At 63.4% G+C, this 20630-nt stretch carries 15 protein-coding genes; 8 read left to right on the top strand and 7 right to left on the bottom strand.

All coding sequences use genetic code 11. The annotated features are described in order from the left end of the window. Window positions 1-113: 113 nt before the first annotated feature. The gene (locus tag JAO73_RS08895; protein ID WP_198976709.1) at window positions 114-2189 is read left to right on the top strand and encodes an OmpA family protein; all 2076 of its coding nucleotides are present in this window, start codon (window positions 114-116) and stop codon (window positions 2187-2189) included. 190 nt (window positions 2190-2379) lie between these two features. Here the strand turns inward: JAO73_RS08895 and floA are convergent, their stop codons facing one another. From floA to proS, 4 genes are all read right to left on the bottom strand, one after another. Further along, complete coding sequence (gene floA, locus JAO73_RS08890) at window positions 2380-3381, bottom strand: flotillin-like protein FloA (RefSeq protein ID WP_198976708.1); 1002 nt, start codon at window positions 3379-3381, stop codon at window positions 2380-2382. A 32-nt stretch (window positions 3382-3413) separates the two neighbouring features. Continuing rightward, a complete protein-coding gene (locus JAO73_RS08885; protein WP_190925329.1) occupies window positions 3414-3878 on the bottom strand; it encodes an NfeD family protein in 465 nt (154 codons plus the stop codon). A 71-nt stretch (window positions 3879-3949) separates the two neighbouring features. After that, window positions 3950-4429, bottom strand: coding sequence for a DUF4844 domain-containing protein (locus tag JAO73_RS08880; protein ID WP_198976707.1), 480 nt, complete (start codon window positions 4427-4429; stop codon window positions 3950-3952). 70 nt (window positions 4430-4499) lie between these two features. After that, window positions 4500-5975 carry a proline--tRNA ligase gene (proS, locus tag JAO73_RS08875; RefSeq protein ID WP_198976706.1) on the bottom strand — a complete coding sequence of 492 codons (1476 nt, stop codon included), beginning with the start codon at window positions 5973-5975 and terminating at the stop codon, window positions 4500-4502. 282 nt (window positions 5976-6257) lie between these two features. Between proS and JAO73_RS08870 the strand changes: the two genes are divergently transcribed. Continuing rightward, the gene (locus tag JAO73_RS08870) at window positions 6258-7712 is read left to right on the top strand and encodes a hypothetical protein (RefSeq protein WP_198976705.1); all 1455 of its coding nucleotides are present in this window, start codon (window positions 6258-6260) and stop codon (window positions 7710-7712) included. 81 nt (window positions 7713-7793) lie between these two features. Continuing rightward, the gene (locus JAO73_RS08865; RefSeq protein WP_198976704.1) at window positions 7794-9407 is read left to right on the top strand and encodes an OmpP1/FadL family transporter; all 1614 of its coding nucleotides are present in this window, start codon (window positions 7794-7796) and stop codon (window positions 9405-9407) included. Between the two features lie 67 nt (window positions 9408-9474). Here JAO73_RS08865 and JAO73_RS08860 read toward each other — a convergent pair whose 3' ends face one another. Beyond that, window positions 9475-10497, bottom strand: coding sequence for a hypothetical protein (locus tag JAO73_RS08860; protein WP_198976703.1), 1023 nt, complete (start codon window positions 10495-10497; stop codon window positions 9475-9477). A 92-nt stretch (window positions 10498-10589) separates the two neighbouring features. Between JAO73_RS08860 and JAO73_RS08855 the strand changes: the two genes are divergently transcribed. Beyond that, on the top strand, window positions 10590-12812 hold the full coding sequence (locus JAO73_RS08855) for a S9 family peptidase (protein WP_198976702.1): 2223 nt from the start codon (window positions 10590-10592) through the stop codon (window positions 12810-12812). 183 nt (window positions 12813-12995) lie between these two features. After that, window positions 12996-13946, top strand: coding sequence for an alpha/beta fold hydrolase (locus tag JAO73_RS08850; RefSeq protein WP_198976701.1), 951 nt, complete (start codon window positions 12996-12998; stop codon window positions 13944-13946). Between the two features lie 78 nt (window positions 13947-14024). On the opposite strand, the gene JAO73_RS08845 is transcribed toward JAO73_RS08850, so the two are convergent. Beyond that, entirely contained in the window at window positions 14025-15683 is a 1659-nt protein-coding gene (locus JAO73_RS08845; protein ID WP_233168959.1) for a catalase, read from the bottom strand. A gap of 303 nt (window positions 15684-15986) precedes the next feature. Here JAO73_RS08845 and JAO73_RS08840 point away from each other — a divergent pair, with 303 nt between their 5' ends. Next, window positions 15987-17981, top strand: a complete 1995-nt coding sequence (locus JAO73_RS08840) for a pectate lyase family protein (RefSeq protein WP_198976700.1) — start codon at window positions 15987-15989, stop codon at window positions 17979-17981. 59 nt (window positions 17982-18040) lie between these two features. Here JAO73_RS08840 and prmC read toward each other — a convergent pair whose 3' ends face one another. Beyond that, window positions 18041-18895, bottom strand: coding sequence for a peptide chain release factor N(5)-glutamine methyltransferase (gene prmC / locus JAO73_RS08835; RefSeq protein ID WP_198976699.1), 855 nt, complete (start codon window positions 18893-18895; stop codon window positions 18041-18043). 55 nt (window positions 18896-18950) lie between these two features. Between prmC and ribD the strand changes: the two genes are divergently transcribed. Both ribD and msrC read left to right on the top strand, forming a co-directional pair. Beyond that, a complete protein-coding gene (gene ribD, locus JAO73_RS08830; RefSeq protein ID WP_198976698.1) occupies window positions 18951-19985 on the top strand; it encodes a bifunctional diaminohydroxyphosphoribosylaminopyrimidine deaminase/5-amino-6-(5-phosphoribosylamino)uracil reductase RibD in 1035 nt (344 codons plus the stop codon). A gap of 102 nt (window positions 19986-20087) precedes the next feature. Then, entirely contained in the window at window positions 20088-20573 is a 486-nt protein-coding gene (msrC, locus tag JAO73_RS08825) for a free L-methionine (R)-S-oxide reductase MsrC (protein ID WP_198976697.1), read from the top strand. Window positions 20574-20630: the final 57 nt, after the last annotated feature.

Genomic DNA, 20630 nt, shown 5'->3' with positions numbered 1-20630 from the left:
CCGCAAATCCTTTTTCGTTAGGTTAGCTGTGCAAAACCGCTTCCCGGTTCCGTTGCAAATCCCGTTATTTGCCAGACCTAGCGCTGTCGTTACGTTTTCATGCTGCCGATACTATGAATAATTATCTTATCCGGAATTTGCTGCTGGCCGTGCCCGCCACGGTGCTGCTGGCGGCCGCCCCGGCTGCCGCCCAACACGTGCAGTGGGCCGCTCGCCTCGTAGCGGTTTCGTCCTACAAAGCCGAAGGCAAAGAGCCCTTCTCGCCCAACCAAGTGCTGGGCGTGCCCAACGCCCTGCCGCTGGGCCAAATCAGCAACGACGCCTGGATTCCGCGCAAGGAAGGGCCCAACGAGTTCATCGAAGTCCGCTTTGCCCGCTCCATCCAGGCGCAGCAGGTCACCATCGTGGAGAACTTCAATCCGGGCTCCATCACCAAAGTGGAGCTGGTGGACACCAAGGGCGAGCACCACGAGGTGTACACCAACGCCAACCCCGGCCCGCTGCCCGAAGCCTTCCGCACGCTGGAAGTACGCTTCCCACCGGCCGACTACCGCACGCTGGGCGTGAAGGTGTACATGAACACGGCCAAGGTGGAAGGCGTGAACCAGATTGACGCCATCGGCATCGCCGACGTGGCCTCCACCATGGTGAAGCAGGCCTTCGACGCCCCCAAGGGCCCCGACGCCGTGAAGTCCACGCAGTTCGACTCTTCGCTGGTGAACCTAGGCCCGAACGTGAACACGCGCTACGTGGACACCCACCCCGTGATTTCGCCCGACGGCCGCACCCTCTACTTCGCCCGCCAAAGCATGCCCGAAAACGTGGGCGGCGGCCGCGACCCGCAGGACGTGTACTACTCTACGCTGGTGAGCGGCCGCAACAAAACCTGGAGCAAGGCCAAAAACATCGGCGGCCCCATCAACACCCCCGACGACCCCAACGGCCTGGCCTCGGTGTCGGCCAACGGCCAGAGCGCCATCGTCATCAACATCTACAACCGCGACGGCACCATCGACCCGCAGGGCTGCAGCCTCAGCAAGCGCACCCGCATGGGCTGGACGCAGCCCATCAAGCAGGACATCAAAGACTTCATCAACCTCGACAAGGAGCACGTCGACTTCTTCCTGGCTACTTCGGGCAAGGCCCTGCTCATGGCCGTGGAGCGCCCCGACGGCCTAGGCGGGCAAGACCTGTTCGTGAGCTTCCCGGTGCCCGAAACGCCCAATACCTGGACCAAGCCCAAAAGCCTGGGCCGCAACGTGAACACCGATAAGTCGGACTTCGCCCCTTTCCTGGCGGCCGATGAAAAGACGCTGTACTTCGCCAGCGAGGGCCGCGGCGGCTACGGCAAGTCGGACATTTTCTACACCAAGCGCCTCGACGACAGCTGGACCAACTGGAGCACGCCCCGCAACCTGGGCCCGGTGGTGAACTCGCCCGATTTTGACGCTTATTACACCATCTCGGCCGCCGGCCAGGACGCCTACTTGGTGTCGTCGCGCAACGGCATCGACAACTCCAAGGACATTTTCCGCATCTCGCTGGCCCCGGCCTTCCAGCCCGAAGTGGTGACGCTGGTGACCGGCCAGGTGCTGGACGTGAACACCAAAAAGCCCATCCGGGCCATCATTCACTACGAAAACCTGCTCACGGGCGAAGAAATCGGCGTGACCGAAACCGACCCGCGCGACGGTTCCTACACCATTGTGCTGCCCAGCGGTGTGCAATACGGCATGCGCGCCGAAGCCAAAGGCTACATCTCCGAAAACGCCAGCCTCGACGTGACGGCCAAGGACAAGTACTCGGAGCAGAAGGAAGACCTCTACCTCGTGCCCTTCGACGTGGGCCAGACCGTGAAGCTGAACAACATCTTCTTCCAGCAGAGCAAGTACTACCTCACCACTACCTCCTACCCCGAACTGGCCCGCCTCATCCGCATCCTGAAGGAGTACCCGTCGGTCGAAATCAAGATTTCGGGCCACACCGACAACCAGGGCGACCCCGCCCTCAACCTGAAGCTGAGCGTGGACCGCGTGAACGAAGTGAAGAAGTACCTCGTGAGCCACGGCATCAACGGCGGCCGCATCACCACCGAAGGCTTCGGCGGCAGCAAGCCCATTGCCAGCAACGACCAAGAAGAAACCCGCGCCAAAAACCGCCGCGTGGAGTTCACCATCACGAAGAAGTAACGCTCGTTCTGACGGGCGCCTCCCCCCTGCCCCCTCTCCAAAAAAGGAGAGGGGGCACCGAAAATGCTCGTTTTAGCTTTAACACAAAAAAGGCCCGCTGCTCAGCGGGCCTTTTTACATTTTCAGTCGTTACACCCAAACCGGTGCCCCCTCTCCTTTTTCGAGAGGGGGGCAGGGGGGGAGGCGCCCGTCAGGACTGCCGCCCCTCTTCCCGGCCCGGCTTGATGCTGCCGCTGCTGCCGCCGGGGTTGGCAATGGAGTCGCGCATTTCGGTATCGGCTTGCACGTTGCGCATTTTGTAGTAGTCCATCACGCCTAGGTTGCCGCTGCGGAAGGCTTCGGCAATGGCTTTGGGAATCTCGGCTTCGGCTTCTACCACGCGGGATTTGGCTTCCTGGGTTTTGGCGCGGTTTTCCTGCTCCATGGCCACGGCCATGGCGCGGCGCTCTTCGGCGCGGGCTTCGGCCACGCGCAGGTCGGCGCTGGCCTGGTCGGTTTGGAGTTTGGCGCCGATGTTCTCTCCGATGTCGACGTCGGCGATGTCGATGGACAGGATTTCGAAGGCCGTGCCAGCGTCAAGGCCTTTGGAAAGCACCAGCTTGGAAATCTTGTCGGGGTTTTCCAGCACTTCCTTGTGCGACTTCGAAGAGCCAATGCTCGTCACGATGCCCTCGCCCACGCGGGCCAGAATGGTTTCTTCGCCGGCGCCGCCCACCAGCTGCGCAATGTTGGCCCGCACCGTGACGCGGGCGATGACGATGAGCTGAATGCCGTCCTGCGACACGGCGGCCACGCTCGGCGTGTTTATCACCTTGGGGTTCACGCTCGTGGTCACGGCCTCAAACACGTTGCGGCCGGCCAGGTCGATGGCCGTGGCCTGCTTGAAGCTGAGCGGAATGTTGGCCTTGTCGGCCGAAATCAGGGCCTTGATAACGCTGGGCACGTTGCCCCCGGCCAGGAAGTGCGTTTCCAAATCGTTGGCCGTGAGCTGCAAGCCGGCTTTGGTGGAGGTGATGAGCGAGTTGACGATGAGCGACGGCGGCACCTTGCGCACCCGCATAAACGCCAGTTGGAACAAGCTCACCCGCACCCCCGAAAAAATAGCCGTGACCCACAGGCTAATCGGGAAGAAATACAGGAACACCAGCAGCACAACGGCTGCTATGGCCAAGGGAAAGATGGGAAAATTCATGGCGTAAAGTAACGCCGAATTTCACACCGTCCTTACGCCGCGGCCACCACAATGCGGTTGTGCTCAATGCCTAGCACCCGCACCTCGTGCCCCGAGGCCACAAACTCGCCCCGCGTTACCGCTTCCCGCCGCTCGGTGCCGAACAGCACCGTGCCCGCCGGGCGCAGCGCCGACAGCGTGCGGCCCACCGTGCCGGGCGCCACATCGGGCCAGCGCGCGTCGCGCACCGAAGCGTCGTTGACGTTGGTGAGGGCCACCCGGGCCAGGTTTTTGGGCCGCAGCCCCACATACACTATCAGCCCGGCCAGCGCTACCACGCCCACCAGCGCGTAGTGGCCCACGGGCGTGCCCAGGTCGCGGTAGCCCAGCCACACGCCCACCACCAGCAGCACGAACCCCACAATGCCCACAATGGTGGTACCGGGAATGAAAATGACTTCGGCCGCCACGAAGAGCAGGCCGAACAGCAACAGCAGCGCAATGGTGAGCCAGGGCATGAGCGTCAGAGAATTGTTTACCTAAAGATACGCAACCTGCCCCCCGAAGGCCATAGCTGCCGCGGGGGCGCTTACTGCTTGGCCGCAACCGGGCTGTTTTCTACAAAAGCCGGCAGCCGGCCATCGGAGCTGTCAATGCCCACAATATCGAGCAGGTCTTCATAGTAAGCGGCTACTTGCTGGCGGTCTTCCAGCGACTTGGCTATCGGACTGAGGCGGTTCAAGCCCGCGTCTACGCTCTTAAAATAGGCTTCCTTGCTAGGACTTTGCGAGGTAATCGCCAAAAATTCTGCCGTCGACTGCGCCAAAATGCGGTTCAGCATGGGCCGAGCTTCAACCGGCAACGTTTCGGCGCGCTTGCCGATGACCACCGCTTCTTGGGTCTGCTTGAGCACTCGCTCCAACTTTGCCGCCGCTTTGGCAGGCACTTCAATGGGCGAAGTATTTTGGGCATAGCCGGAGCTAGCTGCCAGGACGAGTAAGCTGAGTAGAAAAATACGCATCGGAACACGGCTTAATGGGCCGCGCAACGATGCGCGACCCAATGCCATCCGAAGGTACTATTCTATTTTAAAATAGCACTATCAGTAAGAAGGATTTATTTTTAAACAAGAATATTCCTCAATAAGCACGGGCAAAATAAGCCCGCCGAACGCTCGGCTTGCCTGTCACCATGCACACGCCGTCTTCGTCGGGCTCGGCCAAGGCTAGGCAGCGCACGGTGGCTTTGGTTTCTTCCTTGATGCGCTCTTCGGTTTCGGAGGTGCCGTCGTAGTGCGCCAGCAGGAAGCCGGGCTCCTCGTCCAGCATTCGCTTGAACTCATCGTAGCTATCCACGCGGGTGGTGTGCGTTTCGCGGAATTTCAGCGCCTTGTTGTAGATGTTGCTCTGGATGTCGGTCAGCAGCTGGTCGACGCTGGCCACGATGTCGGCCAGCGGCAGGCTCATTTTCTCCTTAGTGTCGCGGCGGGCCACTTCCACGGTGCCGGCGTCGAGGTCGCGCGCGCCGATGGCTAGGCGCACGGGCACCCCTTTCATCTCCCACTCGGCAAACTTGAAGCCGGGGCGCTCGGTGTCGCGCGCGTCCACCTTCACGGCAATGCCGCGGGCAATGAGACCCTGCTGAATGGGCCGGATGCGCTCGAGCAGCGCGTCGAGCTCACCGGTTTTGTAGATGGGCACGATGACCACCTGAATGGGCGCCAGCTTGGGCGGCAGCACCAGGCCTTCATCGTCGGAGTGCGCCATCACGAGGGCGCCCATCAGGCGGGTGCTCACGCCCCAACTGGTGCCCCACACGTGCTCCAGACCGCCTTCTTTATTGGCAAACTGCACGTCGAAGGCCTTGGCGAAGTTCTGACCCAGGAAGTGGCTAGTGCCGGCCTGCAGGGCCTTGCCGTCCTGCATCAGCGCCTCAATGCAATAGGTATCTTCGGCACCGGCGAACCGCTCGTTGGGGGTTTTCACGCCCTTCACCACGGGCAGCGCCATGTGCTCTTCGGCAAACTCGGCGTACACGTCCAGCATCTGGCGGGTTTCGGCCACGGCTTCTTCGGCGGTGGCGTGGGCGGTGTGGCCTTCCTGCCACAGGAACTCGGCCGTGCGCAGGAACAAGCGCGTGCGCATTTCCCAGCGCACCACGTTGGCCCACTGGTTGATGAGCAGCGGCAGGTCGCGGTAGCTCTGAATCCAGTTTTTGTAGGTACTCCAGATGATGGCCTCGGAAGTGGGGCGCACCACCAGCTCTTCTTCCAGTTTGGCGTTGGGGTCCACGCGCAGCTTGCCGGGGCGGTCGGGGTCGGTCTGGAGGCGGTAGTGCGTCACCACGGCGCACTCTTTGGCGAAGCCTTCGGCGTTTTTCTCCTCGGCTTCGAACAAGCTTTTGGGGACGAAGAGGGGGAAATAAGCATTTTCGTGGCCGGTGCGCTTGAACATGTCGTCGAGCTGGCGTTGCATTTTTTCCCAAATGGCATAGCCGTAGGGCTTAATCACCATGCAGCCGCGCACAGCCGAATTCTCGGCCAAGCCCGCGCGCTTCACTAACTCGTTGTACCAGAGAGAATAATCTTCTTGGCGGGTAGGCAACTTTTTGCTCATGGAAGGCATCTTAGGGGTAAATGAAAAAGTTCCCAACTCTGGTACAAGATTTGAATTGACCAAGTGGCACCGTTTCGATGCCAAATTACGTTAGGAATAAGTGGACCTGATAAGGGCACGCACCAAGGCCTTGGGCTGGTATCCTGCAGTCGTTGCAACACCGCCTTATCTTTCTGCTTGTTAAAGTCTCATCGAGTCTTCCCGTGTTCATACCCTTTCCATCATTTGCGTTGTTACTTTACTACTATTGATGCGCTCCTCCCACTCTTCACGTCTTTCGTCATGAAAAACCTGCTCACTGCTTTGTTGCCCGCCATGGCCCTGCTCGCGCTGGGCGGCTGCGCGAGCACTTCGGCCGTCGCCACCTCGGAAGACGACGGCGTCTATTACAGTTCCAAGGACCGCACCACGGCCTTGGTGAGTGCCGCGCCGGCCCCGGCTAGCACCGACGAAGCCGCCAACCCCGACTACAACGGCGGCAGCCAGTCGAGGTCGTCGGCCCGGCAGGGCAGCGGCTCCGACCAGTACTACGACAACACCTACACCTACATGCAGGGCGTGCCCAGCTACGGCCCCGGCCTAGCCTACTACACGCCCTACAGCGCCTACACCACCCTGAGCTACGGCTGGGGCGGCGGAGCCTGCGGCTTTTCGCCCTATGGCTTTGCCGACCCGTTCTGCACCACGGCTTTCTACAGCCCGTTTTATAGCCCCTTCTACAGCCCCTACTACGGCTCGGGCCTGAGCATCACGTTCGGGTTTGGGCGCCCGTGGGGGTACGGCTACGGCGGCTATTATGGCTACGGCCGTCCTTATGGCTACGGCTATGCCGGCTACTACGACCCCTTCTATTACAGCAGCCCCTGGGGCTACGGCGGCTATTACGGCCGTGGCGGCTACTACGGCAACCGTTATTATGGCAGCAACTACGGCTATAGCAACGGCGGCTACTACGATAACGGCCGCCGCACCAGCACCCCGGTGCACCGCAACGACCGCAGTTCCGACGGCCGCCGGGCTGGCAGCAGCGTGGCCGGCAGCAACCCCGGCTCTACCGGTATTCCGGCGCCGGCCGGCAGTGGCCGCACCCGCGACGACCTGCGCCCGCAGTCGCCCAACGCCCCGCAACCGACCGCCGGCATGGTGGAAGCCGGTGGGCGCACCCGCACCGAGGTATTGACGGCCGCCCCCGGCACCGAAGCCACGACGCCCGTCGGCGGCGGCTTCAACCGCCCCCGGCAGATGACCGACGACGGCTTGCAGCCCCGCTACCGCAACATGGACCAGCGGCCTTCCGCCGAGGGCCGCCAGCCGCAAGACGCCAACCCCGGCTCCGGCCAGGTGACGCGCGAGGATAATCGCCCCCGATGGCGCAACCTTGATGCCGCCACCCAAACCGACCAAGCGCAACCCGCCGCTCCGCAACCGCAGGAGGGTCGCCGGCGCGGCGGCATCTTCCAGAACGTGCCCGCACAGCAGCCGAACAACGCGCCCGAGCAAGTAGTGACGGAGCAGCCCCAGCGCCGCCGCTTCGAGCAGCCCCGCCAAGAGCGTACCTACGAGCAACCCCAACAGCGCACGTACGAACAGCCCCAGCAACGCTCCTACGAACAGCCGCAGCAGCGCAGCTACGAGCAGCCGCAGCGCTCGTACAGCCAGCCCAGCCAGCCTTCGTACTCGGCGCCGTCGAACGGCGGCGGTGGAGGGGGCGGCCGTGGCCGTGGCCGCGCCGACTAACCCACGTTTTCACCTACGGTTTCTGCAATTAATTTTCCAAGCGAGCCGGCCCAACGGCCGGCTCCTTTTCTTCCCACCCCTATGAAAAAACGGATATACTGGCTTAGCCTGGCCCTCGTAGCAGGGCAGGCCGGCCACGCCTTTGCCCAAGGCGCCACCGATGCCCTGCGCTATTCCCGCCTCCAGTTTGGGGGGCCCGCCCGCACCCAGGGCATTGGGGGGGCCAACGTGGCGGTAGGTGCCGACTTTGGCAACCTCAGCAGCAACCCGGCCGGCCTGGGCCTGTTCCAAAAATCGGAGGTTCACCTCTCGCCCGGCCTGGGGCTGGGCGAAAGTACGGCCCGCATGGAGGGCAACAGCGCAGCTGCGCAAAACGACACCAAAAACAGCTTCCACATTGGCAGCGCAGGCGTGGTGCTGGCCACCCGCCGCCCCGACGACGACCAGAGCACCAATTGGCGCGGCGGGGCATTTGCCCTGGGCTTCACGCGGCTGGCCGACTTCAACACGTCTTTCCGCTACGGCGGCACGCTGAACGACCGGACCATCGGCAACCTGGCCCTGACCGGCGACGACCAGTCCTACTTGGCGTCGTTGCGCCGTACGGTGGGCTTCGATGGCTACGGCCAAGACAACATCGACAACCTGCGCAGCCAAGCAGCCGACGGTGAGTACTACTCGCTCAACGCCTTGGCCTACGGGGCCTACCTGAGCCGCATTGTGAAAGACCCACGCACCGGCAAAGACATTGGCATCGCCTCCACCACCCGCAGCGGGCCCATCCAACAGGCCGAAACGAGCTATGCCAAAGGCTCGGCGTCGCAGTTTGACTTGGGCTACGGCGCCAGCTACCGCGACCGCCTCTACCTAGGCATTGGCGTGGGGCTGGTGAGTTCGAACTACACGTCCGTCAAAACCTTTACCGAGCGCGAATCGGACCCCAACACCCACCTCAGCGAATACACGCTACGCGAAGAGCTCAAAACCAGCGGCACGGGCATCAACGCCCGCATCGGGGCCATCTACCGCGCCACCGACGCCTTGCGCATTGGCGCCTCCATTCAAACCCCGACCTTCACCTGGCTGACGGACGACTACAACGCCGTGTTTACGACGACGTTTACGGCGCAGGGCAACGACGTGGTGGCCACGTCGCTGCCCACGGGCCCGGTGGGCGTGAAGTCGCTCGACCAGACGTTTGCGCCCTACGCCTACACGCTCACCACGCCCTTCCGGGCCAATGGCGGGCTGGCCTATACCGTGGGCAAGCACGGCTTCGTGAGCGGCGACGTGGAATACGTGGGCTACGGCCAAGCCCGCCTGCACAACAACGCCAACGACGCCAACGGCAGCGACTACCCCTTCACGGCCGAGAACAGCGACATCCAGGCGCTCTACAAAAACACCGTGAACCTGCGCTTCGGCGCCGAGGGCCGCTTCGACATCTTCCGGGTGCGCCTGGGCTACGCCCGCTACGGCGACCCGTACAAGGCCGACACCAACAACGAGCGCGCCCAAAACTTCTACACCGGCGGCTTTGGCCTGCGGCAGAACAATTTCTTCCTCGACCTGGCCGGCGTGTACACCACCTTCAACCAGGACTACACCGCCTACGACCTGGGCGGCCTGGAGCCCTTGGTGAAAATCAACCAGTCGCGCTTCACCACCAGCGTCACGGCGGGCCTCACGTTCTAGCCCCTTCCATTGCCCACAAAAAAGGCGCCCTCCGTGCGGAGGGCGCCTTTTTTGTGGGCAACAGCGCTTACGGCACTTTCTGCACTTTCACGGTGCACGCCACGGTGGGCGAGGTGCCCAGCACGATGTTGGTGACCAGCAGCAGCCCGGTATACACCGCGCCCCCATCGTCCTGCACCTGGAAGGCGATGACCTGGTTTTTGCTCAGCGGCCCGGTGTTGGTGACGGCAGGGAAATCATTGCCCGCGGCGAAGGCCGATGTAAAAGCGGCCGCGGTGTTGGCGTTGGCAAAATTGGTGTCGGAAAGTATGGTGCTTTTCAGCACGGTGGTGCGGCGGGTGGGCCAGCGGGCATTACTGAGGTTCAGCACGCGCGCGTCGCTGGGCGAGCTTAAGCTCACGCTGTTGCCGTCGGCGCTCAGGGCAATGAGGTCGACCAGCGCCTGATTGGCCGCCAGCGGCACACGGCTCAGCACAGCAAACTTGGGCAGCAGCAGGCCGGTGCGCAGGTTGAGAAACACGCGCCGCACGGCCCGCAGGCTGTCGGCGCGGAGGCGGTTGCCGGGCACGGGGCGCAGCAGGGCCGTATAGCGGTGGTACACCTGGGCCGAGTCGGACTGGCGCACCGTGATGCGGTAGGCCCGGCTGGCCGTTTCGCCCTGCTTGTCGGTGATGGTGTATTGCCAGCGCTCGGTGCCCGAGGTGGTGCGCGCCGCGAAGGAATTGTTGAACAAGTATTCGCCGCCGGGAAAGGGTGGCGTGCTTTTGTAGGCGGGCTTGATGAGCGAGTCGAGGTACACGATTTCCTGCGGCTCGGGGGCGTTCTTGGCGGGGTCGAAACTGGAAAGCGGCGTGGGGTACGCAATGGGCGTGAGGCCCGGTTCGTAGTTCACCACAATGCGCAGGCGGCGCAGCGAGTCGTTGTTGCCCACGGCATACACGCGGGTGAGGAGCGTGTCGCTCGGGCTGGCCGTGCGGTTGCCCGACGTCAGCCCCGTGGCGCCAATCAGGTCGAGCTGCACGCCGGGGTTGGTTTTGGAGCAGGCGCCCAGCAGCACGGGCAGGCAAAGCAGAAGCAGGCGAAATCGCATGGCGCAAAGGTAACGGGGCGTGCCGGTGCTGGGGCAGCTAGTACCTTTAACGTCATATTCTAACTCTTATTTCGCTCACGATTTTCTCCTTTATGCGTTTTCGCTTTTTTGCGCTGGCCGCGCTGCTGGCCACCAACGGCCCGGCCCTGCTGCCGGGCCTTGCCCCCACCGCCGTGCAGGCCCAGCAAAAGCTGCCTCTCACCCTCGAAGACATTTGGGCCAAGCCCACCTTCCGCTCGGCCTCGGTGCCCGGCTTCAACTGGATGAACGACGGCCGCTACTACTCCGCCCTGGAGGGCGGCAGCCTGGTGCAGCACGAAGTGACCACCGGCAAAGCCGTGCAAACCCTGGTGGCCGCTGCCGACCTGCAGCCCGCCGGCGCCGCCAAGCCGCTGGACGTGGACGGCTACTCCTTCAACGCCAACGAGCAGAAAATCCTGTTCACCACGGCCACCGAGCCAATTTACCGGCACAGCGCGCAGTCGGCCTACTACGTGTTCGACCGCGGCACGAAGAAGCTCACTGCGCTGAGCACCGGCAAGCAGGGCTACGCCACGTTCTCGCCCGACGGCCAGCGCGTGGCCTTCACCCGCGACAACAACGTGTTTGTAACCGACCTGGCCACGATGACGGAAACCGCCGTGACCACCAACGGCGTGAAAAACAACCTCATCAACGGTTCTGCCGACTGGGTGTACGAAGAAGAGTTCACGATGGCGCAGGGCTTTTTCTGGTCGCCCGACAGCCGGCAGATTGCCTTTTACACTTTCGACGAAAGCCAAGTGCCGGAATATGACATGCAGAAGTGGGGCAGCCTTTACCCCCAGGAATACCGTTTCAAGTACCCCAAGGCCGGTGAGAAGAACTCGGTGGTGAGCGTGAGCAGCTACGACGTGGCCAGCGGCCGCACCACCAAAATGGACGTGGGGCCGAACACCGACCAGTACCTACCCCGCGTGATGTGGACGCAGGTTACCAACACGCTCAGCATCCAGCGCCTCAACCGCCTGCAGAATAAGCTCGAAATCCTGCACGGCGACGCCACCACCGGCAACACCCAAGTGGTGCTCACCGACACTAGCCCAGCCTACGTCGACATCAGCGACGACCTGCGCTACCTGCCCGGCAGCAAGCAGTTCCTCTTTACCAGCGAGAAAGACGGCTACCAGCACCTCTACCTGCACGACATGAAGGGCCAGCAGGTGCGCCAGCTTACCAAGGGCAACTGGGAAATCACGGCCATCAACGGCTTCGACCCCAAATCGGGCTTCGTGTACTACACCAGCACCGAGGGCTCGCCGCTGCAGCGCCACCTATACCGCATCAACCTGCAGGGCACCGGCAAAAAACGCATCAGCGAGGCCGGCGGCGGCAACGACGCCGTGAACATGAGCCCCGACACCCAGTACTTTCTCAATACGCACTCTTCGAACGGTGTGCCCGCCGTGGTGAGCCTGCGCCAAGGCAGCACCGGCAACTTGGTGAAAACCCTGGAGGACAATGCCAAGCTGCGCCAAACCCTGACGCAGTACGACCTCGGCAAGCTGGAGTTCATCACCTTCAAAACCAGCGAAGGCACCGAACTGAACGCCTCCATGCTGAAGCCCAGCAACTTCGACCCGGGCAAAAAATACCCCGTGCTGATGTACGTGTACGGCGGCCCGGGCTCGCAAACCGTGAGGGACGACACCGGCGCCGGCATCGCCTTCACCAACTACCTCTGGCACCAACTGCTGGCCGAGCAAGGCTACATCGTGTTGTCAGTTGACAACCGGGGCACCGGGGCCCGGGGCGCCGATTTCAAAAAGAGCACCTACGCCAACATGGGCAAGCTCGAAACCATCGACCAAGCCGAGGGCGCCAAGTACCTGGCCACACTGCCGTACGTCGACAAGGCCCGCATTGGCATCTGGGGCTGGAGCTACGGCGGCTACATGACCTCACTGGCCATGACCAAAAACGCTGACCTCTTCAAAATGGGCATCGCCGTGGCACCCGTCACCAACTGGCGCTACTACGACACCGTGTACACCGAGCGGTTCCTGAAAACGCCCCAGGAAAACCCCGGCGGCTACGACGACAACTCGCCCGTGCAGTTTGCCCAGAACCTGAAAGGCAAGTTCCTGCTGGTGCACGGCACCGGCGACGACAACGTGCATTTTCAAAACTCTATTGCCTTCGTCGAGGCCCTCATCAAGGCCAACAAGGACTACCAGACGCTGTACTACCCCAACCGCAACCACGGCATTGCGGGCGGCAACACGCGCCTGCACCTCTACCGCCAGATGACCAATTTTGTGCTGCAAAATTTGTAGTTCCCGAAGCGGGTGAACGCGCCAACAGGCCACCGGATTGGGCACTGCCCGGCCCGGTGGCCTGTTGGCTTACGGGGGCGGCCGGGCCCATTCTTCGCGCACTGGCTACGCTTCGTCGCCCTCCTGCTACGGTTCGGCGGCTTGGGCTTGAGGGCCGGCGGCCGGCGGGCGCACCTTTGAAACATGAAAACGCTCCGTTTCCTCCGCCCCACCCTGTTGTGCTTGTTCTATCTGCTGCTGGTTGGCCCGGCCGCCCGCGCCCAGGCGCTGGCCAACGGCACGCCCGCCGTGAGCACCTCCGATGGGGTGCGCCTTTATGTGCGCGTGGCGGGCCAGGGCCGGCCCTGCGTGTTTGTGCACGGCGGGCCGGGCGCCGGCAGCGAAACCATCGAAACGCTGGCGGGCCCCATGCTGGAGCAGCGCTTCCGAATGATTTACCTCGACCAGCGCGGCAGCGGCCGCTCGGCCAGTTCGCCCACCAAGGCCTATGGCCTGCCCCGGCTGGTGCAGGACCTCGAAGACCTGCGGCAGCAGCTGCACCTCGAGCGCTGGGTGCTCATGTCGCACTCCTTCGGCGGGCTCATCGCCACGGCTTATGCCCGGCAGTACCCGCAGCACGTGCTGGGCCTGGTGCTCACCAACAGCATCCTGAACCTGCCGGCTTCCATGGAAAGCATGGCCACCACAGGGTACGCGTTGCTGCCCGCCGCCACCCGTCCCCCGCTCGATGCCGCCGCCCCGCTGCCCCAGCGCTTCGGCATGGTGATGGCCTTGCTCAACCAGCAACGCCTGATGGGCCGCCTCATGTACGCTACCGACTCGGTGGCCGCCCGGGTGGCCCGCGCGCAACGCCGCCAGGCCACCGCCAACCACGACTTTGCCGCGTCCCTCTACCAGCCCGGCGTCATTGACGGCTACCTGGAGGACCTGACGGCCAGCACCCCCCAAATGACCATGCCCGTTCTCGTGCTGCCGGGTCAAACCGACGACGTAACCGGTCCGCAACATGAGTCCTTCCGCTTCCCTCACCAGCGCGTGGTGGCTTTGCCCGGCAAGCACTACGTGCTGCTCGAAACCCCCAACGAAGTAAGCCGGGCGCTGGCGGCTTTCTCCCGCGAACTGCCAAAAAATTAAGCAGCCGTCCACGGCTCAGCACATAAAAAAGGCGCCCACTTCTGGGCGCCCTTTTTTAATTAGTCCTGTGACCCGAAGTTAGTACGGTTTGGCGTCGTGGGCCACAGCTTCGGCTTCGGCCGCAGCTTTCGAGCCCTGGGCTTCGTTGTACTGGTTGCCGCCTTCGGCGTTCTGGCCGGCGCGGGCAGCCTCCAGGCCTTCGGCCAGACGCTTGCCCCAGTCCGGGTCGCAGTTGGTGCACAGCTCTACCATCTTGTCGCTCACGGTGCGGTTGGCGGTGGCGAGGGCGCCCACCATGTTGCTGATGAGGTCGTCGCGCTCCCAGTCTTCGTGCAGGCGGTAGCGCTCACCAGCTTGCTTGAAGTTGTTCTGGCGGTCGATGGTTTCGCGCATCAGGCGGCCGTTGTACTGCGGCATGTGGTCGGGCGCTGTGCGGGGCGCCTCCTTCAGGCCGTTCAGCGAGCTGGGCTCGTAGTTGATGTGGTTGTTCTGGCCGGGGGCCGAGTCCACGTGGTAGGCCATCTGGCCGTCGCGCTGGTTTGTGGCCACGTGCTTTTTGGGCGCGTTGATGGGCAGCTGCAAGTAGTTGGTGCCCACGCGGTAGCGCTGCGTGTCCGAGTACGAGAAGGTGCGGCCTTGCAGCATCTTGTCGTCGGAGAAATCGAGGCCATCTACCAGCACGCCCGTGCCGAACGCCGACTGCTCCACCTCGGCGAAGTAGTTTTCGGGGTTGCGGTTCAGCGTCATCATGCCCACGGGCAGGTGCGGGAACTGGTCTTCGGGCCAGATTTTGGTATCGTCGAGCGGGTCGAAGTCCAGTTCCGGGTGCTCGTCGTCGCTCATAATCTGCACGCGCAGTTCCCACTTGGGGAAGTTGCCCTTCTCGATGTTCTCGAACAGGTCCTGCGTGGCGTGGTTAAAGTTTTTGGCCTGAATGGCTTCGGCTTCGGCCGCGGTCAGGTTTTTGATGCCTTGCTGGGGCTCCCAGTGGTATTTCACCAGCACGGCGTCGCCGTTCTGGTTCACCCATTTGTAGGTGTTCACACCCGAGCCCTGCATCTGGCGGTAGTTGGCTGGAATGCCCCAGGGCGAGAACAGGAAGCTCACCATGTGCATGGCTTCCGGCGTGTTCGAGATGAAGTCGAAGATGCGCTCGCCGGTCTGGCGGTTGTGCACCGGGTCGGGCTTCTGCGAGTGAATGAGGTCCGGAAACTTCATGGCGTCGCGGATGAAGAACACCTTCAGGTTGTTGCCCACCAAGTCCCAGTTGCCGTCTTCGGTGTAGAATTTAACCGCGAAGCCGCGCGGGTCGCGCAGGGTTTCGGGCGAGTGGCCGCCGTGGCCCACCGTGCTGAAGCGCACGAACACCGGCGTTTCTTTGCCAGCCGTGTTGAACAGCTTGGCGCGGGTGTACTTCTCAATGGGCTCGTTGCCCACTTTGCCGTAGGCTTCGAACACGCCGTGGGCGCCGGCGCCGCGGGCGTGCACCACGCGCTCGGGCACGCGCTCCCGGTCGAAGTGGCTGATTTTCTCAATGAACTGGTAGTTCTCGAGCGTGGCCGGGCCGCGGTTGCCCACGGTGCGGGTGTTCTGGTTGTTGGTGAGGGGGTGGCCCTGGCGGGTGGTCAGGGTCTGGGCGTTTTCGCCGGACGCCATGCGGCCGTCCTGCGAGGTGCCCGCCCCGTTCACGGCCGTGCCCGTGCCGTCGCCGGACGTGGGATTCTGCTGTTCGCTCATGGAAAGAATGCGCTAAATGGTGGAAGAGAAATGTCTGTTTGCTGCGCAAAGAACGCCAAAAGCAGGTCCGGCGTTCGATAGATTTTGCTTATACCGCCATTACCACCGGCCCGCCGAAGCACGGCTCCGGCCCATGAAAGCAGCACGTTAGCCACGTCTGAAAACTGATAATCTGAGGCTTTATGGGGCCGGCAACGTTCCCGACATCGATTGCACGAATTTACTCCGGCCAGCCGGCCAATTTCTGCTCCTCTGGCCCTTACTATTACTGCTGACTAACCTCTTCCCCACCCAATTTCTCACATGAAAACACCCTTACTTTTTGCTGCCTTCCTGGCACTTATCGGCTGGCTGCCCGCCGCGGCCCAAACGCCCGGGGCCACGTTCGGCCTGTTTGGCTTTGCTTCGATGACGACAGGCACCACGGGGGGTGCCGGCGGCACCTCCGTGACGGTGAACACCGGCACAGCCTTGCAAAACGCCATCAAAACCAAGGGCACGCAGCCGCTCACCATCTACGTCAACGGCACCATCACGCTGGCCAACTCGCCGGGCCTGAGCAAGATTGACGTGAAGGACGTGAGCAACCTGTCCATCATCGGCTTCGACCGGCTGGGCGAGTTCAACGGCATCGGCATTAAGGTATTTCGGGCCAGCAACATCATCATTCAGAATGTGAAGGTGCACAACGTGCTGGCCGGCACCGGCGACGGCGACTGCATCGGCATCGAGGGCCCGGCCGACCACGTGTGGGTGGACCACTGCGAGATGTACAACGTGTACCAGGGCGTGGGCACCGACGACTACGACGGCCTGCTCGACGCCAAGGCCGACTGCCAGTACATCACCTATTCCTGGAACTACCTGCACGACGGCTGGAAGGCCAGCCTCTGCGGCTTCACCGAAACCGACAACTTCGACCGCAAAATCACCTACCACCACAACCGCTTCGAAAACATCAACTCGCGCCTGCCGCTGTTTCGCTTCGGCACCGGGCACGTGTTCAACAACTACTACAAGGACATTGCTTCCACCTGCGTAAACTCGCGCATGGGCGCCTGCCTCAAAATCGAGAACAACTACTTCGATAACGCCCGCAACCCCTACGTGGCCGCCTACAGCCCGCAGGACGGCTTCGGCGACATTTCGGGCAATACCCTGGTGAACAGCCCCTTCGTGTACGCCTCCGACGTGCACGTGCTCACGGCCTGCACGCTGGCCATTCCGTACGCGTACAGCGGCGTGCTGAACCCGGCAGCCGATGTGCCGGCCATTGTGCTGGCCAATGCCGGCATTGGCAAGGTGGGCCCCACGCTGGCGCCGGGCACGTTTGCCGTCACGGCCTCGGCGCTGGGCCAGGGCACGGTGGCGCCGGCCAGCGGCACGTATGCCCTGGGCCAGTCGGTGACGCTAACGGCCACGCCCGCCATCGGCTGGCAGTTTGCCGGCTGGAGCGGCGACACCACCGCCACCACCAACCCGCTCACGTTCCGGGTGAAAAACAGCAAAGTGCTGCGGGCCACGTTCACGCTCATTCCGGGCACGGGCGCGCCGGGCCCGCTCATCCGCATCGAGGACACCAACACGCCCCTTACCGGCTTGTGCAGCTTCGACGGCGCCATCAGCCAGAACACCGGCGCCGACAACGGCGCGGTCATCAACCTGAGCAACTCGGCCGCCAAGGCCATTGTGTGGAAAGTGGAGGTGACGCCGGCGGGCGCCTACGAGCTGAAATGGCGCTACACCAACAGCAGCGCCAGCTCAGGCTTCACCGGCAAGCTCGTGGTGAACGGCGTGGTGGTGAACGCCGCTGCGCCGTTCCCGCGCACGGCCAGCAGCACCACCTTCGGCCTCGCCACCCAAAACGTGACGCTGGACAACGGCGTGAACGAAATCCGCCTGGAAACCACCGCTGCGGCCTCGTTTGCCGACATCGACTGGCTGGAAATCACCGGCAACCGCATCGTGCCCACCAATTGCGCCAATGCCGTGGGCACCATTCAGGTGCTGGCTGCCCGGCAAAGCTCCGGTGCCGCGGCCCCGCATGCCCAGGCTTTCCCCAACCCCATGGCCGGCTCCGTGACGTTTGACGTGACGCAGCCCACGCCGGGCCCCGTGCGCATTGTGCTCTACAGCATCAGCGGCGCCAAAGTAGCCGAAGTAGCCACCAGTCGCGCAGTCTTCGGCAGCGGCACGCACCACTTTGAGTACCAGAATGCCAAGCTGCCCGCCGGGCTGTATTTCTACGAAGTGACCACCACGGGGGGCACCTACCGCGAGAAGCTGCAGGTGGAGTAATTATTAACCTTGTCATCCTCACCTGGCGTCTGCGCCGCGAAGGATGACAGGGTTGGGACTTACTTCTCCCCTCTCACCACCCGCGCCTTCCCAAATATGTCCTCCTGCACGCGCACTTCGGCGAAGCCGCGCTGCGTGAGCAGGTCGGCGGTTTCCTGACCTAAGGCCTCGTTGATTTCGAAGTAGATGGCCCCGCCGGGGCGCAGCAGGTCATGGCCGATTTCGGTGAGGCGGCGGTAGAACAGCAGTGGGTCGTCGTCGGGCACGAAGAGCGCCGTGGCCGGCTCCCAGGCCAGCACGTTGTCGCGCATCTGGGCGCGCTCGCTTTCGCGCACGTAAGGCGGGTTGCTCACCAGCACGTCCAGCGAGCCGGGCAGCACGCCAGTGGGCACGTCTTGCAGAATGTCTACTTGCTGAAAGGCCACGGCGGGCGCCCACAGCGCGGCATTGCGCCGGGCCACGGCCAGGGCTTCGGGCGAAATGTCGACGGCCAGCACCTCGGCGGCGGGTAAGACGCGGGCCAGCGCCAGCGCCAGGCAGCCAGACCCGGTTCCCACGTCCAGCACGCGCCGGCCGGGCGTGGTGCCCTGCTCGCGCTCAATTAGCCGGACCAGCTCTTCGGTTTCGGGGCGGGGGATGAGGGTGGCGGGCGTCACTTCCAGCTCCATGCCGGCGAAGTAGGCCGTGCCCAGCGCGTACTGCACCGGCTCGTGGGCCAGCAGGCGGGTTTGCAGGGCCGGCAGCTGCGCCAACACGCTGGGCTGCACCGGCTGCGAGGCGGCCATCATGAAATGCAGGCCATCGAGGTGCAGCAGGTGCTGGAGCACCATGCGGGCAATGGCATCGGCTTCCGACTCGGGGTAGAGGGCCGTGAGCGCAGCGGTCAGGGAAGCGGTGGCGTCGCGTAAAGTCATCGGGGCAAAGGTAGCGGGCGGGCCCAGCCACGCCCCCGTTCCTACCTTCGCGGCCATGAAAATCGACGACGTTTCCTGCATGAGCCGCGCGCTCCAGCTGGCTCACCTCGGCACCGGCCACGCCCGGCCCAACCCCTTGGTGGGCTGCGTGGTGACGCACCAGGGCCGCATCATCGGCGAGGGCTGGCACAAGCAATACGGCGGCCCGCACGCCGAAGTGAACGCCCTGGCCGCCGTGGCCGACCAGGAGCTGCTGAAGCAGTCCCGCGTGTACGTGACGCTGGAGCCCTGCGCCCACCACGGCAAGACGCCGCCCTGCGCCGACCTGCTCATCGCCAAGGGCGTGCCCGAAGTGGTGGTGTGCAACGAAGACCCTTTTCCGCTGGTGGACGGCCGCGGCCTGGAAAAGCTGCGCGCCGCCGGCGTGCACGTCGAAACCGGCCTGCTGGCCCCGGAAGGCCGCTGGCTGAATCGCCGCTTCTTCACCTTTCACGAAAAGAAGCGGCCTTACCTGGTGCTGAAATGGGCCGAAACGGCCGACGGCTTTCTGGCCGGCAAGTACTTCCAGCCCATTCGCATCAGCTCGCCGCAGGCCAACTTGCTCACCCACCAGTGGCGGGCCGAGGAACAGGCCATTCTGGTGGGCACCCGCACGGCCCTGCACGACAACCCCCGCCTGAACGTGCGCGACTGGCCCGGCCCCCAGCCCACGCGCCTCGTCATCGACAAAAACCTGAGCCTGCCGCCGACCCACAACCTGCTCGACGGCTCCCAGCCCACCCTCATCTACACCTACCGCCAGCCCTACCACAAGGCCAACCTCGACCTCGTGACCTTGTCGGAAGCCGACGACCTCATCCCGCAAATGCTGGCCGACCTGCACCAGCGGCAGGTGCAGTCGGTGCTGGTGGAGGGCGGCCCCACGGTGCTCAATGCCCTACTGCAGGCCGGTTTATGGGACGAAATCCGCGTGTTTCGCGCGCCTACCAAGCTGGGCCAGGGCATTGCGGCGCCGCGCATCGGGTTCAGCGGCCTGCGCAGCCGCACAAACGTTGGCCCCGATGAGCTGTTCTGGTACGTAAACGAGTAATTGCACGGGTTCATCGCCGCAGCGCATGTAATGGCCGGCGTCTTTTACCGATTAATCATTCGCCTTCACCCTTTCCGCGAGTCCTGACTTCGCACATTTTCCATGGCCGAAACCCTCTCCCTCGACGCCACGCTCACCAAAGCCGAGCAATACCGGCAGCTGCTGCCCCAAATTGAAGCCCTCACCACCGGCGAGCCCGACCTCACCGCCAACCTCGCCAACACGGCCGCAGCGCTGCGGCAGGCGTTCGGGTTTTTCTGGGTGGGGTTCTACCTCGTGAAAGGCGATGAGCTCGTGCTGGGCCCGTTCCAGGGGCCCATTGCCTGCACGCGCATCCGGCATGGCAAGGGCGTGTGCGGCGCCAGCTGGGCCCGGGCCGAAACCCTGCTGGTGCCCGACGTGGAAGCCTTTCCCGGCCACATTGCCTGCAGCTCGGAGTCGAAGTCGGAAATCGTGGTGCCCATTTTCCGGAACGGACAAGTAGTGGCCGTGCTGGACGTGGACAGTGACCAGCTCAACGATTTCGACCACGACGACCAAGCCGCCTTGGAGCAGCTCGTGCAGCTGGCGGGCCAATGGTTTGTCTGAACCACGGATTCGGGCGGATTTTTTTTGATTGCACGGATTTTGTGGACGACTGTCCGA

Source organism: Hymenobacter miniatus (assembly GCF_016427455.1).
Classification (GTDB): domain Bacteria; phylum Bacteroidota; class Bacteroidia; order Cytophagales; family Hymenobacteraceae; genus Hymenobacter; species Hymenobacter armeniacus.
This window is presented reverse-complemented; position numbering and strand designations above follow the sequence as displayed.